The organism is Methyloversatilis sp. (assembly GCF_965284615.1).
Classification (GTDB): Bacteria; Pseudomonadota; Gammaproteobacteria; order Burkholderiales; family Rhodocyclaceae; genus Methyloversatilis.
The window spans coordinates 1,432,462-1,448,822 of the sequence record NZ_OZ260098.1 but is presented as its reverse complement, the minus strand read 5'-3'; the positions used below and the strand labels follow the sequence as shown (position 1 = coordinate 1,448,822).

Here is a 16,361-nt window from a genome sequence, read left to right as displayed (position 1 = left end):
AGGGATCACGCCACCTGGAGAGTCGCCGTGAAAATAAATCTGCCGGTAACGCAGAAAGAAGTCTTCCTTGAGCCCGGGAAACCCATCGTCACCAAAACCGACCTGAAGGGCGCCATCACCTACGCCAATGAGTCCTTCATCAGCATCAGCGGCTTCAGCCGCGAAGAGCTGGTCGGCCACAATCACAATGTCGTGCGGCATCCAGACATGCCGCCCGAAGCTTTCGAAGACCTCTGGCTCACCATCAAGGCCGGTCAGCCGTGGCGCGGTCTGGTCAAGAACCGCTCGAAGAACGGCGACCACTACTGGGTCGAAGCCTTCGTCACGCCAATCACCGTCGATGGCCGTACGGTCGGTTACCAGTCGGTGCGCAACGCGCCCAAGCGCGAAGAAGTCGCCGCCGCCGAAACGCTCTACCGCGCCGTCCGCGACAAGACGGCGAAATTCCCGCGTACGCCGATCAGCAAGCCGAGACTGGGCCTTGCCGGCCGTGTCTGGCTCGGTGCCGGCGTGACGTCAGCGCTGGCGCTGGCCGGCGGCGCCGTCGGCGGCGTGTGGGGCCTGGGCCTGTCCGGCGTCGCCGCCGCGGTCGCACTGGGCACCGCCGCCTGGCAGAACAGCACGGTCGCCGGCCGTCTCGACAGTCTGCACCGCACCATGCTCGAACTCGACGAGGGCAAGCTCGCCAAGACCATCGCGGCGCCCGCCGGCCCGCTGCGTCCCTTGTTCGTCGCGATGGAAGTGATGCGCATCCACCTGCGCGCAATGTTCGCTGACGTACTGGTCAATGCGCGCGAGGTCGATGATCGCTCGAAGGAACTGGACGAGGCGATGCGCGCGCTGATCAAGGCCACCGGTGCCCAGGGCGAGAACGTGATGCAGGTCGCCGCGGCGATGGAAGAAATGAGCGTGTCCATCAATGAGGTGTCGAGCAACACGGATCGTGGCCTGGAGGCGGTCAAGCGCACCGAGCACAGTGCGCAGGACGCGATGAAGACGATGGAAGCGGGCATCGCCAGCAGTCATCGCGTGGTCGGCGTGGTGACGCAGTCGCAGGAACGCATTGCCGAGGTGAACGCGTCGGTCGAGAAGATCCGCGAGGTGTCGCAGGTAATCAACGACATCGCCGAACAGACCAATCTGCTCGCGCTGAATGCCGCGATTGAAGCCGCACGCGCCGGCGAACAGGGCCGCGGCTTCGCGGTGGTGGCCGACGAGGTGCGCAAGCTGGCCGAGCGCACCCGCACCAGCACCAAGGACATCGGCTCGGCCGTGACCGACATCATCCAGCTGGCAGGTTCGGCGGTCAACACGATGAGCGCGACGGCAGGCGAGGTGGCCCGGTCAACGAGCGAAATCGAGGCCAGCAGTGCCGGCCTCCAGGGCATCTGGGACGCCAGCCGCGAAGCCGCCAACTACTCCGAGGAAATCACCCAGATGCTGCGCCAGCAGTCGCTCGCCTCGCACGAGGTGGCGTGCAGCATGGAACGCATTTCGAGCACGGTTGAACAGACCAACTCGAGCGTGCAGTCGGTCGGCGAGGCCGCCACCCGCCTGCATTCGACCTCGAGCGAACTGCGCGAACTGGTGAAACACCTGGAACAGGCGCTGCACTGATACGGACCGCCGCCGTGCCGATCAGGCTCGGCGGCTTCCGCGATCGCGCGCACTTCCGATCCGCTTCCCCCTTGGCGACAGCGCCCGCCCACAACGGAGCTGTCGCCTTTTCACGTCTCCCGGAGGGTCCTCTCAGGCGCGCACGGCATGGGTTGCGCCGGTCAGCCCCTTCAGCACGTCGGCCACGCCACGCGTGTGCCCGGCCACGCCGGCGGTTTCGCTGCTGTAGGCATCGATGGTTTCGAGCACCTGGGTCAGGCCTGAAACGCCGGTCAACTGCGCTTCGATCATCTGCGCCACGCGCACGATCTCCGCCGCCAGCGCGGAAATGTCCTTGCCGATCACGCCTGCGCTGTTGCGCGACTTCTCGGCCAGCATGCGCACCTCGTCGGCCACCACGGCAAAACCGCGCCCGGCTTCGCCGGCACGCGCCGCCTCGATCGCCGCATTCAGCGCCAGCAGGTTCGTCTGGTCGGCGATCTGCTGGATCATTTCGACCACGCGCTGGATACGGTCGCTGGCGTGCGACAGATCGCGCGCACTGCTGCCCACTTCGTTCGCTTGGCCGGCCAGCGTATCGACGGTACGCACCGCGGTCTGGATCACGCCCTGCTGGTCGCTCAGGCGCGTCGTCAGCTCCCCCACCGAGCCATACAGATCGTTGGCACAGGCTTCGAGCTGGCTCGCGGTCGCCTCGCGCGTGCGCTGGGCGTCGAGCATGATTTCGCCAAGGTGGTTCAGATCGCGTACCACCGGCACCATGCTCGGGTTGACGTTGCCCGGATCAAGCCGGCTGCCGAAGTTGCCGGCGCGGTAGTCGCTGATCTGCTGCACCATCACGCGCGACATGCCCGCCAGCTTGGCGTTCTGCCGGCGCAGGAAGAAGGCCTTGAACTCGCCGTAATGGGCGACGAAGTTGTCGACATACTCGTCGCGGAACACCTCGCCCTGCTGCAGCCGGAAGAAGAACACGGCGGTCAGCGTCTGGTTCAGGTTCAGACCGAGGATTTCGCCGAAGGTCGAGAAACCGGCGACGTCGATGCCGCTGAACACGCGGTCCAGCCCGCTCAGTTCAGCACCGTTGTAGAGCCGGCGCAGCACGCAGTCGTTGAACATGCCGGCCAGCGGCTGGCCCGGCTTGTTCGACATGAAGGCGCGGAAGTCGCGCTCCGTGGTGGCGGCGAATGGCGTACGCCGTACCAGCACCAGTTCCTCCCCCGGCGCCACGTCGCAGTAGAAGTTGACGCGATCGTGGTCGAAGTCGAGCGTCGCGACCGAGCGCACGAACAGTTCGCCATTCACACGGATGGCGAAGGAGTGACTGTCGAGCTTGGCCGACAGCTGGCCGCGCTCGCAGCCGAAAGTCCTGCACAGCGCGTCGATCAGCGACACCGCGCGGCCGTCCTCGTCGATTACCAGATTGACCTGGCGACGCTCGACCGAGGCGCTGAATATCTGGAAGCGGGTCTGCGTGGCTTCGAAGTTCTGGCTCTTGAACACGCCGAAACGCACGTGCGGCGCCATCTTCAGGAAGGTCACCAGCACGTGGTTGTTGAGTCGGCGGTTGCCGTCGTGCAGCCACGTGTCCTTGAAGTCGAGCTTGCCGCCGGCCGAGCCGCCGACGAACAGACAGGGAAAGCGGCCGGCTTCGTACAGCGCTTCCATGAAGAAGGATTCGGAATTCGACAGGCCGTCGAACAGCACATAGGCGAAGGTGTCGCGGTGATCGATGTCCATCGCCACCTGCGCCCCCTGGATGCTGCGTACCAGACGTTCGATGCGCTCGCGGTAGTCCATCACGCGACCGTTCTGCCGCAGGTCCTCGCTGGCCAGCGGTATCGCCACCACCTGCGCCTGGCCGATCACGCTGCGATCGAAAAGCTGCAGCACGACGCGGTCGCGTCCGTCCGACGCGGCACAGTACAGCGAAGAACCGGCGGCGCTGCACAGTTCGCCGGCGGTGGTGCTCAGGGTCAGCGCAACACCCGGAAAGCGGGCCTTGATGGCCTGCGCGACGCGGTCGATGTTGACGTCCGGTGCAACGTATCCGCTGACGAACGAGGGCGTGCTGCGTACCGCGGCAAGGCGCGATTCCAGTTCGCCCAACCGCGTCTGCAGCGTTTCGACGCCTGCGCGCCCGTTCTGTGACTGGCGTCCGAATAGTTTCATCTCTCTCTCCCTGAGTTCCCGATCGGCCACGCGGTGGCGCGTCGATCAGCGTTAACCAACGGGAGCGACCCTCTGGACTTTATGGTTGAGAAACGAAAATTTTCCAGGCGTGTTCAATCTCTGGACACTTTTTCTTCAATGAACACATGGGTTTAACGAAGTCGGACATGGTGCGGGGCAGCACGACAGCCACCGCGGGCAAATCAATCGACCAGGCCCAGCACGCGGTCGGCCAGCGCGTTGGCGCTGTCGAAGGCATCCTCGATGCGCTCGCCCAGACAGCCGTCGGAGGCATAGCCAAGCTTGCTTTCGGCGTCCCACAGACAGGGACGGCCGAGTGGCCGGATCACGCGGGCGTAGCGCCAACGATGCGCGCAGCGATGAACCGGCATCGCCGCACAGCCGGTCGCGGCTGCGAAAGCCTCGAGCAGCAAGGCTTCGATCTCCTCCGGTGAGCACTCGAGATGGTCCTGCGACCACTGCGCATCGGCGTGCACCACCCAGCACTCCTGCGCGGAGTCGCGCTGCGGTTTGCTGCTGTCACGCGCCGCCCAGTTCAGTGCGCCGCCGGCGTCGAAGCGCAGGCAGTCGTCAGCGCCGATGCGCTCTGCGAACGACAGCATCAGCGTCCAGCAAGGCGCATAGCGGATGTCCTGCATGGCGTCGATGAAGGGCTTGATGTCCATGCCGGCGCAGCGCTCGAACAGTCCCGCCGCCTGCGGCGCCGGCAAGGTCACCAGCACCGCGTCGAAACAGTCGGCCAGCATGCCGGCCTCGCCCGCCAGCCACCAGCCGAGGCGGTCCGCCCCCATGCCGGTGATGGCGATCTGCGAACGGATCTCGGCGCCCCACAGCAGGCGCGGCGCCAGCGCATTCATGCCGGGCACGCCCACCCAGCGCGGATCGCCGTCGATCGCGGCTGCGGACCACTGCGCGATGACGCCGGCGCGCTGCCAGTCTGCGAGGCGCCCCTGCAGCGCCTCGCCGCGCACCGACATGAACTGCGCGCCGTGATCGAAGCGCAGCCGACCGGCCGCGCGCGTGGCCATGCGACCGCCTGCCGCACGGCCCTTGTCGAACACCTGGACCGAGCGCCCGGCGTCGACCAGCCGCCGCGCGAGCGTGCATCCCGCCATGCCCGCTCCGATTACCGCAATGTTGTGCATTGTTGCTGTTCCTCTATTTATCAGCGCATCACCTGCGTGTGCGGCGCGGATCATGCAAGGTCTGTGCTAGGGTCTGCTCTCACTTGTTTCGCACGCCACGATCCGGAAGCGCGTGCGCGAATGGCCAAGCGCCGCGCACCACGACAGCAACACCGATGCCCCGCCAACTGCTCGAGCACTACCCGCAAACCGGACCGCGTTACGACGAACTGCTGTCCGCCCCGTGGACACTGCGCCCGCACTGGCGCGTGCTGTTCGACACTCTGGTGCGCGCCCGCCCGGAACAGATGCAGGAAAGGCTGGCGTCGGTGCGCCGGCAGATCCGCGAGAACGGCGTCACCTACAACGTCTATGCCGATCCGCGCGGCGTCGAGCGCCCATGGGAGCTGGACGTACTGCCGCTGGTCATCCCGCCCGACGAGTGGACGCAGATTTCGGCCGCGATCGCACAGCGCGCGCGGCTGCTCAACCTCATCCTGCAGGACGTTTACGGGCCGCAGCAGATGCTGGCCGAAGGCCTGCTGCCGCCAGCGCTGGTCTATGGTCACGCCGGTTTCCTGAGACCCTGTCACGGGCTGAAGGTGCCGGGCGACATCCATCTGCATCTGTACGCGGCCGATCTTGCGCGTTCGCCCGACGGCCGCTGGTGGGTGCTCGCCGATCGCACGCAGGCGCCGTCGGGCGCCGGTTACTCGCTGGAGAACCGGCTGGTCATTTCGCGCGTGTTCTCGGAGCAGTTCCGCGACCTGCACGTCGAGCACCTGGCGAGCTTCTTCGCCACGCTGCGCGACACGCTGGCGCAGCATGCACCGGAGGGTGACGGTCCGCCACTGACCGTGCTGCTGACGCCCGGCCCCTACAACGAAACCTATTTCGAGCACGCCTATCTGGCGCGCTACCTCGGCTTTCCGCTGGTCGAGGGTTCGGATCTGCTGGTGCGCGACGGCAAGGTGTGGCTCAAGCACCTGTCCGGCCTGCGCCGCGTGCATGCCGTGCTGCGCCGTCTCGACGACGACTTCTGCGACCCGCTCGAACTGCGTGCCGACTCTGCGCTCGGCGTGCCCGGTCTGGTCAACGCGGCGCGACGCGGCAACGTGCTGATCGCCAACGCGCTCGGCTCCAACCTGCTGGAGACCGGCGCCCTGCTCGGCTTCCTGCCGCGGCTGTGCGAACGTCTGCTCGGCGAGCCGCTGGCCATGCCCTCGCTCGCCACCTGGTGGTGCGGCGAGGAGGCGGCGCTGGAAGACGCCATTGCCCGCCTCGACACACTGGTGATCAAGCCGGCCTTCCCGCAGCTGCGCATCGATTCGGTGTTCGGTGCAGACCTCGACCGCAAGTCGCGCGCCGCGCTGATCGCGAAGATGCGCGCACGACCGCATCACTACGTCGCCCAGGAACTGGTTCAGCTGTCGCAGGCGCCGGTGTGGGACACCCAGCACCCGCGCCGGCTGGCGGCGCGCGCGGTCGGCCTGCGCGTGTTCGCCTGTGCTTCGCCCGAAGGCTATGCCGTGATGCCGGGCGGACTCGCCCGCGTGGCGTCCGACCGCGACGCGCGGGTGATCGCGATGCAGCGCGGCGGTTCGAGCAAGGACACCTGGGTGCTGACGCACGGCACCGTCAACACCTTCAGCCTGCTGCGCCGTTCGGTGTCACCCGCCGAACTGGTGCGTGCCGGCAGCAATCTGTCCAGCCGCGTCGTGGAGAACCTGTTCTGGTTCGGCCGCTACTGCGAACGCTGCGACAACGGCGCGCGACTGCTGCGCGCAACCATCGGCCAGCACATCGAGCTGGACGACATCCGCGACCACGCGCTGACCGCGCTGTGCCAGCACAACGGCCTGCTGCCCGCCGAGCCGGGTGAGGACATCGGCGCTGCACTGCGCGCCGCCGCGCTCGATCCGGCGGCACCCGGGTCGCTGGCCGGCGGTCTGCACCAACTGTCCACCGTTGCGTTCAACCTGCGCGAGCGGATGTCGCTCGACAACTGGCGGGTGATCAGCCGGCTGACCGACGAGCTGAGCGCCGCCCAGCCGAGCGAGCCGGGCGAGGTGCTGGAGCGGCTGGACCGCTGCGTTCAGGCGATGATGACCCTGTCCGGATTCGCGCTCGACGGCATGACGCGCGACCAGGGCTGGCGCTTCCTGTCGATGGGCCGCCGCATCGAGCGGCTGCAGTTCATGTGTGGCGTGCTGCGCCACGCGCTGGCTGCGGCCGGCGACGCGCCGGACTGGCTGCTCGAACTTGCGGACAGCACCATCACCTACCGCTCGCGCTACATGACGCGGCCGCAGTGGCTGCCGGTACTGGATCTGCTGGTGTGCGACGAGACGAATCCGCGCTCGGTCGCCTACCAGGCGCTCGGCCTGACCGACTATCTGGCGCGGCTCGCCGCCCAGTTCGGCGCGCTGGAGCCGGCCGCACTGTCGGACGCGGTGGCTGAATTGCTGTCGCTGCGGCCGGAGGCCGACCTGCACACCGGCTCGACCCGGCTCGACACCCTGCTCGAACGGCTGGGCAGCGCGGCCTACGCACTGTCGGAACAGCTCGGGCTGCGTTTCTTCAGTCACTCGGACGGCGTGTGGACGGGCACCGAGGAGCGCCGATGACGCAGGTCCGCTATCACGTGCTGCACGAAACGCACTACCGCTACGCCTGGCCGGTGTCGATGTCGCGCCAGCTTCTGCATCTGACGCCACGCGAGACGCCGCGCCAGACGACGCTCGCGCACCGGGTTGACATCACGCCGGTGCCGGCCGAGCGCGAACGCCGGACGGACTACTTCGGCAATCGGGTCGAACACATTTCGGTCGGCGCCGCGCATGAGGAACTGGCGGTGCTGGCCACCTCGACGGTTGACGTGAGGCGCATCGGCGACGCGCCGAGGCCGCAGTCGCCCGCCTGGGAACACGTGCGCGACCGCCTTCACCAGGTCGGGCCGGCGCCGCTGCTCGAGCCCTGTCAGTACCTGTATGCCAGCCCGCACATCGAACCGCTGGCCGCACTGGCGCGTTACGCCCGACTCGACTTCCACCGAGACCGGCCGCTGTTCGACGCCACCTGTGCGCTGATGCGGCGCATCCATCGCGATTTCGAATTCGACCCGGAAGCCACCACCGTGAGCACGCCGCTGGAAACACTGCTCAAGCAGCGACGCGGCGTCTGTCAGGATTTCGCCCACTTCATGATCGGCTGCCTGCGTTCGCTCGGCCTGCCGGCACGCTACGTCAGCGGCTATCTGCTGACGCAGCCACCACCGGGTCAGCCGCGCCTGATCGGCGCCGACGCCTCGCACGCATGGGTGTCGGTGTTCTGTCCGGGTGCGGGTTGGCTCGATTTCGACCCGACCAACTGCGTGCAGCCCGATGACCAGCACATCACCGTCGCCTGGGGGCGCGACTTCAGCGACGTCACGCCGATGCGCGGCGTCATCCTCGGCGGCGGCGAGCACGTGGTCGAGGTGCGCGTCACCGTGATGCCGGAGGACGATGCCCGACCGGCCCGCACCTGCGCAGAGGCGACGCAGCCCCTTGAACCGGAATGAAAATCCGTCCATAATCCGCGTTTTTCCTCCGCGGGTACCGTCTGCACAGCCGTCAGGCTCAGCCGACCCGGGGTTCGATGATCCGCACGAGGCCGCCCGCCTTCGAGCGCTTGAGAAAGAAACCAGCATGAAAGAAGGCATTCACCCCAAATACGAAGTCGTCGCAGTGACCTGCTCCTGCGGCAACAACTTCGAAACCCGTTCGACGATGGGCAAGCCGCTGCACATCGAAGTGTGTGCCTCGTGCCACCCGTTCTACACCGGCAAGCAGAAGATCGTCAACACCGCCGGTCGCGTCGAACGCTTCCGTCAGAAGTACGCAAACGTGCCGCGCAGCTGATTACAGCCCAGCGCCGCAGCAGAAAGGCAGCCTCTGGCTGCCTTTTTTGTTTCTGCACTTGCCGGATCAACCGTCGCCCGCCCCACGCGCTGCGGAGTCCCCATAGAATCCGGGCCACTGTTCACTGATCGTCGTCGATGTCACTTCCTTCGCAGTCCTACCTGGTCCGCCGTCCGCTGATCGGCGACCCACCCGAAACCGGATTCGTGATCGCGCTGTGCCTGGTCTATCTGCTGACCGGTCTGTTCGGTCGCGATCCATGGAAGGGCGATGACGCGCTGAACATCGGCGTGGCGCTGGGTTTCGCCCGCGAGGGCGGATGGCTGATCCCGCAACTGGCCGGCCAGCTGTGGCTGGACAGCCCTCCGCTGTTTCACTGGCTGGCCTCGCTGACCGGTCAGGCGGCGGGATGGATTGGCATCAGTTTCGCCGATGGCGCGCGCCTCGCCAGCGCCTTCTTTCTCGCACTGTGGCTGCTCGGCAGCGCAGGCGCCGCACGCGAACTGTACGGCGCACCGGCGGCGCGCATCGCCCCGCTCATCGGCATCGCCAGCATCGGCGCCGTCACCCACCTGCATGACGCGCAATCGTTGACCACGCTGCTGGCCGCACTCGGGCTAGGCATGTGGTCGCTCGCGCTGATCGCGCGACGACCGCTCCAGGGCGCGCTCGTACTGATCGTCGCGCTGGCCATCTCCGGCCTCGGCACTGGCCTGTGGCTGACCGCCGTGCTGCTGCTGACCGCCGCCGCCATGCCGCTGCTGCCGGTATGGCGCACGGTGGCGACCTCGGCACTGCGCATGAGCGCACTTCCGCTGGCGATGGCGGTCGGCACAGTGCTCGCGGCGAGCTGGCTGATCGCACTGCAGCTGGAACGCCCCGAGCTGGCCGCCCGCGTCTGGGGCAACGACCTGCAGCGACTGCTGCCGGATGTCGAACACCTTGCTGGCGGCGCCGGCAGCTGGGTCAAGGTGCTCGCCTGGTACGCCTGGCCGGCGCTGCCGGTCGCCGGCTGGGCCCTATGGCAGCGCCGCGAACAGTGGCGCTCGCCGGTGCTGACGCTGCCGCTGATCGTGCTCGTGCTGCTGTTCATGCAACTCGCCGGTGAAGGTGCGGCCCGCAACCAGCGGGCACTTCCCTTGCTGGCACCGCTGGTCGTGCTGGGCAGCGCCGGCCTGCCCCGACTGCGCCGGGGAGCCGCGAACGCACTCGACTGGTTCGGTGTCATGACCTTTTCACTGCTGGGCCTCATCATATGGCTCGGCTGGATCGCCATGACGACAGGCTGGCCGGAAAGGCTGGCGCGCACCTTCGCGCGGCTGGAACCGGGCTTCGAGATGTCGATATCCTTGCTGGCACTGGCACCAGCCGTCATCATGAGTGCCGCATGGATATGGCTGCTGTGGCGTTCGCCACGAACACCGACACGCGGGGCCGTCAGCTGGGGCTGCGGCATGGTATTGATATGGTTTCTCGTCAGCAGCCTGTGGCTGCCGTGGATAGATTACGGTCGCAGCTATCGCGACGTGGCGCGGATGATCGGCGAGCACCTGCCGGCACAGCATGGCTGCGTTGCCTTCACCGGCCTGCAGGACAGCCAGCGCGCGGCGTTCTACTACTTCCTCGATCTGAAGCCGCTGAACGTTGCGGGCCGATCGGGGCAGCAATGCGATCTGCTGCTGGCCTACCATGGCCGGGGCGGCAAGCCGCCGTCGCTGGACGGACGCTGGACTCTGAAGTGGGAAGGCCGCCGGCCCGGCGACCGGCACGAGCGCTTCCTGCTGTACGCAAGACACTGAAACGAAGGGTGACACGAGGCGCCGGATGACATGAACCTGTTGATGCAGACCTCCGCCTGGCCCGCACTGCGATCAAAGGCGATCCAGCTGTCGCGCGTACACCTGCGCAACTTCTTCGAGCAGGATCCCGACCGTTTCGCGCGCTTCTCGCTGCGTTACGACGGCTGGCTGCTTGACTACTCGAAGCAGCGCGTTGACGGCGAAACGATGGCGATGCTGATGGATCTGGTCAGTGCGCTCGACCTGCCGCGCGGCATCCGCGCATTGGCGGCCGGCGACCAGATCAATTTCACCGAGCGCCGCGCCGCACTGCACATGGCGCTGCGCGCCCGCGACGGCGCGCACGCCGACGTCGTACGCGATTGCCGCGCTTCGCTCGAGCACTGGGTGCGGCTGATCCGCAACCGCGAACTGCTCGGCGCAACCGGCCAGACCATTACCCATATCATCAACCTGGGCATCGGCGGATCCGACCTCGGGCCGCGCCTGGCGATGGAGGCGCTCGAGCCGCAGATCAACGGTCCGGTGGTCAAGTTCGTCGCCAACCTCGATCCGGCCGCCCTCGACCTCGCACTGCGCGACTGCAAACCGGCGCACACCGCTTTCATCATTTCGTCGAAAAGCTTCACCACGCAGGAAACGCTGGCCAACGCGCAGGTCGCGATGAAATGGCTGGCCGACGGTCTGGGCACGGCCGGCGTCGGCCAGCACCTGTTCGCCGTCACCAACCGCCCGGCGGCTGCCCAGGAACTGGGCGTGCCGGCGCAGCGCTGCCTCTTCCTGCCGGAATGGGTCGGCGGACGCTATTCCGTCTGGTCGTCGATCTCGCTGCCGCTGGCCTGCGCCATCGGCATGCAGGCCTTCGGCGAAATGCTCGACGGCGCACGCGACATGGACGAGCACTTCACGCGCGCGCCGATGAATGCCAACCTGCCGGTGCTGTTCGGCCTGATCGACTTCTGGAACGCCAGCGGCATGGGACTGGAAACGCTGGCCGTGCTGCCCTACAGCCACCTGCTGCGCAGTCTGCCGTCCTACCTGCAGCAGCTCGAAATGGAGAGTAATGGCAAGCGCTGCACCTCGACCGGCGAACTGAGCCGGGCGCCGACCTCCCCCGTGGTGTGGGGCGGCTCCGGCATCGTCGGCCAGCACGCTTACCACCAGCAGCTCTACCAGGGCACGCGGATGATGCCGATGCACTTCATCGTGCCGCGCGTGGCGCGCGACGAGCGCAGCCGCATGGTTCAGCTCAATGCGCTGGCGCAGAGCGCCGCGCTGATGCGCGGCAAGACGCGCGACGAGGCGATGGATGAACTGAAACGCAGCGGTCTGTCCGAGCAGGAGGCCACCCGGCTCGCGCCGCACGTCGCCTGCCCCGGCAACCAGCCGAGCACCACGCTGCTGATGCCGGAGCTGACGCCACGCACGCTGGGGCAGCTGATCGCGCTGTACGAGCACAAGGTGTTCGTGCAAGGCTGGCTGCTCGGCATCAACAGCTTCGATCAGTACGGTGTCGAGTACGGCAAGCAGATGGCGCGCGCGCTGGCGTCGGGCCGACTGCCGCCGGATGCCGACGCGTTGACCCGCGGCCTGTTCGAGGCGCTCGATCACCCGGACGCATGAGCGCAGCGCTGGGGCCGGCGATCAATTATGCCGCCGGTCAGCTGTGGGCCCTCCTGCGGCAGAACGAACGGGCCGTTGCCGCCTTTCGCCGCTGCACCTCGGTCGATCCGGCGCATGCACCCGCCTGGCGCATGATCGGTTTCCTCTGCCAGCAGGACGAGAGCCGGAGCGACGAGGCCCTGCTCGCATTCGAACGGTCGGTGGAACTGGCACCGGACGACGCCGTCAGCCGCTACAACTTCGGCTTCCTGCTGCATCGCCGGGGCGAATTCGAGCACGCGCTGGCGCAGATGACGGCCGCAGTGCGCCTGCGCCCCGCTCTCGATCAAGCCTGGTATGGCTGCGGCCTGCTGCTGAGCGAACTGGGTCAACCGCAGGAGGCGATCGTCGCGTTAAGACGGGCGGTCGAGCTGCAACCCTTCAACGGCAGCGCGAGCTACGCGCTGTGTCAGGCCTGCCGGGCCGTCGGTGACGAAGAAGGCCTGCTCGCCGAGTACCGGCGCATCGGGCAGTACGACCCGCGCACCGCCCGCAGATTGGCCCAGGAACTGGGGCTGCCCGATTGAAGCCGTGTTTCAGGGTGCCAGCCGGACTCGCGTCCAGTCGGCGCCCTGGCGGCGATAGAGCAGACGGTCGTGCAGGCGGTCGCTGCGCCCTTGCCAGAATTCGATCGCATCCGGATGCAGCCGGTAGCCGCCCCAGTTCTCCGGGCGGGGCGGCGTCGAGCCGAAGCGCTCCTCGAACTCGCGCACGCGCCTGACCAGCGATTCGCGACTGGGAATTTCCCTACTCTGCGGCGACGCCCAAGCCCCCAGCCGGTTGCCCACCGGGCGCAGCGAGTAGTAGGCGTCAGACTCTTCCGCGCTCACCTTGCTCACCGTGCCCTCGATCCGGATTTGCCGCTCCAGCGCCGCCCAGAACAGCAGCAGACTGGCGTGCGGATTGGCCTCCAGTTCGGCGCCCTTGCGACTGTCGTAATTGGTGAAGAACACGAAGCCGTCCTCGCCATAGCCGCGCAGCAGCACGATGCGCGCACTGGGCCGCCCGTCTGCGCCGACCGTGGCCAGCGTCATCGCGTTCGGGTCGCGCTCGACCACACGGCCGGCTTCGGCAAACCAGAAGCGGAACTGGTCGAGCGGATTGTCGGCCGCTTCAGTCTCGTCGAGCGAACCGCTGGTGTAGTCGATGCGGTGATGTATCGGGTCCATGGTGTCTCCTCTCCTCATTCCGGCGCGGGCGCGCGTTCGATTCCGGCGATGCGGGTGCCGGCCTGGAGCTTGCGCGCGGCAAACCAGCCGATATTGGTTTCCAGCGCATAGCGCGCCGGACGCTCGGCGCAATGCGATGTTTCGGTCTGCGGCTGCATGTCCGCAATGTTGATGATGTGGCCCTTGTCATCGATGAAGGCAACGCTCAGCGGAATCAAGGTGTTGCGCATCCACATGCAGTGCTTGGCCGCCCGGGTGAACACGAAGAGCATGCCGGCATCCGACGGCATCTCGGTCCGGTGCATCAGGCCAGTCATGCGCGCGGCGTTGGTGTGCGCGACTTCGGCCTTGATGCGGTACATGCCCACACCGAGTTCGAGCGTGGGCATGTCGGCGCAGGCACTCAGTGCGCTCAGCGCGAGCAGGCTGCAGAGTAGCGATTTCTTCATGACAGGCAGAACATCCCGATGGTGAATGATGAATGATGCACGCCGACGACTTCTTGATCGATGTCAGCCCGCAGCGGATGCCCTGAACGGGCCTCATGCGCGCGCAAGTCGCTGAGCAAGCAGATCGGCCTCAGCATCCCGCCATTGACCTGGCTGCAGCGAACCGAGTTGCCACGGACCGATGGCGACGCGTATCAGGCGCAACGTCGGGTGGCCGATGGCTGCCGTCATCCGCCGCACCTGCCGGTTGCGGCCCTCGCTGATGCCGATCTCCAGCCAGCAGGTCGGCACTGACAGCCGATGGCGCACCGGTGGATTACGTGGCCACAGATCGGCCGGCTCGGCGATGCGCTCGACCGAGCAAGGCCGGGTCGGGCCGTCCTTCAACTGCAGGCCGCCGCGCATCCGTTCCAGTGCTGCCTCGTCTGGCTCACGCTCGACCTGCACCCGGTAACGCTTGACCAGCTTGTGCTTCGGATCGCTGATGCGGTGCTGCAGCGCGCCGTCGTCGGTCAGCAGCAGCAGGCCCTCGCTGTCGGTATCCAGACGCCCGGCCGGGTACACGTCTGGCACGTCAACGTGGTCAGCCAGCGTCGGGTGCATGCCATCCGGCGAAAACTGGCAGATCACGCCATAGGGCTTGTTCAGCAGGATCAGACGGCTCACGCACTGGCCACCGGCTGCCCCTGCAGGTGGCCGAAGCGACGCGCGAAGCGCAGTTCCTCCGGGTAGGGGAAGAAGTCCTGGATGTGGCCTTCGCGGATGCGCTGCTGCGTCTCCTGCCAGAACTTCACGTCCAGCAGATCGCGGTGATACTTCAGGAAGGCCGCTCGCACCTTGGGCGTCAACAGCAGGAAGGTGGCGAATTCCTCGGGGAAGATGTCGTTGCGCTGCACCGAGTACCACACCTCGCCGGACATTTCGTACTCCGGGCTGGGCGCCGGCGGGATACGGCGGAAATTGCAGTCGGTCAGGAACTCGATCTCGTCGTAGTCGTAGAACACGACGCGTCCGTAGCGGGTGACGCCGAAGTTCTTCCACAGCAGATCGCCCGGGAAGATGTTGGCGACCGCCAGTTCGCGGATCGCGTTGCCGTACTCGTACACCGCGTGGTCGATCTGCTCCTCGTTCGCCGTTTCCAGAAAGATGTTGAGCGGAATCATCCGTCGTTCGATGTAGCAGTGGCGGATGACCAGCGTGTCGCCATCGCGCTCTATCATCGACGGGGCCAGTTGGTCCAGCTGTTCCAGCAGTTCGGGCGAGAAGCGGTGGGCCGGCAGCGCGATGTCCGAGTACTCGATGGTGTCGGCCATGCGGCCGACACGGTCCACCTGCTTCACCATCAGGAACTTCTTCTTCACCGTCGCGCGGTCGGTGTCCTTCGAACTGCCGAACTTGTCCTTGATGATCTTGAACACATAAGGATAGGACGGAAGCATGAAAACCAGCATGACCAGACCGCGAATGCCGGGCGCCTCGACGAAGTTGTCGTTCGAGTGACGCAGATGGTTGATCAGGTCGCGGAAGAACATGGTCTTCCCCTGCTTGCCCAGCCCGAGCATCGTGTAGAGCTCGGAGCGCGGCTTCTTCGGCATCAGTGTGCGCAGGAAATGCACGTTCGCCGAAGGCACCTGCATGTCGGCCATGAAGTAGGCGCGCGACAGCGAGAACATGACGCTGACGCGCCAGGGCTCCAGCAGGATGGTGTCGAGGAAGAGCCCGCCCTTGCGGTCGTGCAGCACGCTGACCATGAACGGATACTCGAGGTGACCGTTGATCGCCTTGCCGATCACATAGGCGGCCTTGTTCCGGTAATAGGCCGAGTTCAGCACCTGTATCTGCAGGTTGGCCTCGCGCGCCGGCCAGTCGCCGCCGACATGTTCAAGCGCCGCGCGCATGATGTAGTCCACGTCGCGGTCCAGATCAGTGAAATGACGCTGCCAGTCGAAGTCGATGAAGATCTGCTTCACCGCGGCGCGCAGACCGGTCTGGTTCGGGTAGTAACTGCGCCAGGTCGGCGGAGAGCTCTCGATCAGTTCGGTCGAGATGGCCGGACGCACGAAGATGAAGTCGTTGTGGAAGTACTTGCGATGCAGGATCTTCGTCGTGACCGAATTGAAGAAGGTTTCGGCCAGCTCCGGTTGCCGATGGTTCACCAGCAGGCCGATGTAGAGCAGCTTCACCTGCTGCCAGGTGTTGTCGTCCAGCGAGTCGGCGTGGAACTCGTTGTGCAGCCGGTCCACACACTCGCGCACACGGTCGTCGTAATACTGGATGCGCTCGCGGATGCAGCGCTGCTGCCCCGGCCAGTCCGCCTGTTCGAACCGTTGCTTGGCCGTACCGCTGACGGCACGGAACAGCGTGTAGTGCTTGTCGAAGCCGTCAATCAGCGCCTGTGCGATGGCCAGCGCAACCTGGTTCTGCCCGGCAGGAAGATTCATGGCAAGTC

13 protein-coding genes and 1 pseudogene are annotated in these 16,361 nt (G+C 66.5%); 7 read left to right on the top strand and 7 right to left on the bottom strand.

Going from position 1 to position 16,361, the window contains the following annotated elements:
• Positions 1–27 precede the first annotated feature (27 nt).
• Entirely contained in the window at positions 28–1,617 is a 1,590-nt protein-coding gene (locus ACQ66H_RS07000; RefSeq protein WP_430433381.1) for a methyl-accepting chemotaxis protein, read from the top strand.
• A gap of 132 nt (positions 1,618–1,749) precedes the next feature.
• Here the strand turns inward: ACQ66H_RS07000 and ACQ66H_RS06995 are convergent, their stop codons facing one another.
• From ACQ66H_RS06995 to ACQ66H_RS06985, 3 genes and pseudogenes are all read right to left on the bottom strand, one after another.
• Entirely contained in the window at positions 1,750–2,337 is a 588-nt protein-coding gene (locus tag ACQ66H_RS06995; protein WP_430435606.1) for a methyl-accepting chemotaxis protein, read from the bottom strand.
• A gap of 297 nt (positions 2,338–2,634) precedes the next feature.
• Positions 2,635–3,786, bottom strand: a pseudogene (locus tag ACQ66H_RS06990) (FIST signal transduction protein); the annotation flags it as partial.
• 203 nt (positions 3,787–3,989) lie between these two features.
• Positions 3,990–4,952, bottom strand: coding sequence for an NAD(P)/FAD-dependent oxidoreductase (locus ACQ66H_RS06985; protein WP_430433380.1), 963 nt, complete (start codon positions 4,950–4,952; stop codon positions 3,990–3,992).
• A gap of 155 nt (positions 4,953–5,107) precedes the next feature.
• On the opposite strand from ACQ66H_RS06985, the gene ACQ66H_RS06980 reads away from it, so the two are divergent.
• From ACQ66H_RS06980 to ACQ66H_RS06955, 6 genes are all read left to right on the top strand, one after another.
• Positions 5,108–7,558: a circularly permuted type 2 ATP-grasp protein gene (locus ACQ66H_RS06980; protein ID WP_430433379.1), complete on the top strand. Its 2,451-nt coding sequence runs from the start codon at positions 5,108–5,110 to the stop codon at positions 7,556–7,558.
• Complete coding sequence (locus ACQ66H_RS06975; protein WP_430433378.1) at positions 7,555–8,493, top strand: transglutaminase family protein; 939 nt, start codon at positions 7,555–7,557, stop codon at positions 8,491–8,493. The genes ACQ66H_RS06980 and ACQ66H_RS06975 overlap by 4 nt, the downstream gene beginning before the upstream one ends.
• 127 nt (positions 8,494–8,620) lie before the next feature.
• Positions 8,621–8,833, top strand: a complete 213-nt coding sequence (gene rpmE / locus ACQ66H_RS06970) for a 50S ribosomal protein L31 (protein WP_430433377.1) — start codon at positions 8,621–8,623, stop codon at positions 8,831–8,833.
• 137 nt (positions 8,834–8,970) lie between these two features.
• On the top strand, positions 8,971–10,632 hold the full coding sequence (locus ACQ66H_RS06965) for an ArnT family glycosyltransferase (protein WP_430433376.1): 1,662 nt from the start codon (positions 8,971–8,973) through the stop codon (positions 10,630–10,632).
• Positions 10,633–10,662: 30 nt separating this feature from the next.
• Entirely contained in the window at positions 10,663–12,255 is a 1,593-nt protein-coding gene (gene pgi / locus ACQ66H_RS06960; RefSeq protein ID WP_430433375.1) for a glucose-6-phosphate isomerase, read from the top strand.
• On the top strand, positions 12,252–12,821 hold the full coding sequence (locus ACQ66H_RS06955; protein ID WP_430433373.1) for a tetratricopeptide repeat protein: 570 nt from the start codon (positions 12,252–12,254) through the stop codon (positions 12,819–12,821). Before pgi ends, ACQ66H_RS06955 begins: the two co-directional genes overlap by 4 nt.
• Before the next feature lie 9 nt (positions 12,822–12,830).
• Here ACQ66H_RS06955 and pdxH read toward each other — a convergent pair whose 3' ends face one another.
• From pdxH to aceK, 4 genes are all read right to left on the bottom strand, one after another.
• Entirely contained in the window at positions 12,831–13,463 is a 633-nt protein-coding gene (gene pdxH / locus ACQ66H_RS06950; RefSeq protein ID WP_020164074.1) for a pyridoxamine 5'-phosphate oxidase, read from the bottom strand.
• Positions 13,464–13,477: 14 nt separating this feature from the next.
• Positions 13,478–13,912 (bottom strand): DUF192 domain-containing protein, encoded by a 435-nt coding sequence (locus ACQ66H_RS06945; RefSeq protein ID WP_020164073.1) that lies wholly within the window; start codon positions 13,910–13,912, stop codon positions 13,478–13,480.
• A 93-nt stretch (positions 13,913–14,005) separates the two neighbouring features.
• Positions 14,006–14,578, bottom strand: coding sequence for a pseudouridine synthase (locus tag ACQ66H_RS06940; RefSeq protein ID WP_430433372.1), 573 nt, complete (start codon positions 14,576–14,578; stop codon positions 14,006–14,008).
• A complete protein-coding gene (aceK, locus tag ACQ66H_RS06935; protein ID WP_430433371.1) occupies positions 14,575–16,353 on the bottom strand; it encodes a bifunctional isocitrate dehydrogenase kinase/phosphatase in 1,779 nt (592 codons plus the stop codon). Before aceK ends, ACQ66H_RS06940 begins: the two co-directional genes overlap by 4 nt.
• Positions 16,354–16,361: the final 8 nt, after the last annotated feature.

Bases quoted from the DNA above. Each gene is read 5' to 3' on its own strand.
- ACQ66H_RS06995 (WP_430435606.1), bottom strand. From the start codon at position 2,337: ATGCTCGACGCCCAGCGCACGCGCGAGGCGACCGCGAGCCAGCTCGAA.
- ACQ66H_RS06985 (WP_430433380.1), bottom strand. From the start codon at position 4,952: ATGCACAACATTGCGGTAATCGGAGCGGGCATGGCGGGATGCACGCTC.
- ACQ66H_RS06980 (WP_430433379.1), top strand. From the start codon at position 5,108: ATGCCCCGCCAACTGCTCGAGCACTACCCGCAAACCGGACCGCGTTAC.
- ACQ66H_RS06975 (WP_430433378.1), top strand. From the start codon at position 7,555: ATGACGCAGGTCCGCTATCACGTGCTGCACGAAACGCACTACCGCTAC.
- rpmE (WP_430433377.1), top strand. From the start codon at position 8,621: ATGAAAGAAGGCATTCACCCCAAATACGAAGTCGTCGCAGTGACCTGC.
- ACQ66H_RS06965 (WP_430433376.1), top strand. From the start codon at position 8,971: ATGTCACTTCCTTCGCAGTCCTACCTGGTCCGCCGTCCGCTGATCGGC.
- pgi (WP_430433375.1), top strand. From the start codon at position 10,663: ATGAACCTGTTGATGCAGACCTCCGCCTGGCCCGCACTGCGATCAAAG.
- ACQ66H_RS06955 (WP_430433373.1), top strand. From the start codon at position 12,252: ATGAGCGCAGCGCTGGGGCCGGCGATCAATTATGCCGCCGGTCAGCTG.
- pdxH (WP_020164074.1), bottom strand. From the start codon at position 13,463: ATGGACCCGATACATCACCGCATCGACTACACCAGCGGTTCGCTCGAC.
- ACQ66H_RS06945 (WP_020164073.1), bottom strand. From the start codon at position 13,912: ATGAAGAAATCGCTACTCTGCAGCCTGCTCGCGCTGAGCGCACTGAGT.
- aceK (WP_430433371.1), bottom strand. From the start codon at position 16,353: ATGAATCTTCCTGCCGGGCAGAACCAGGTTGCGCTGGCCATCGCACAG.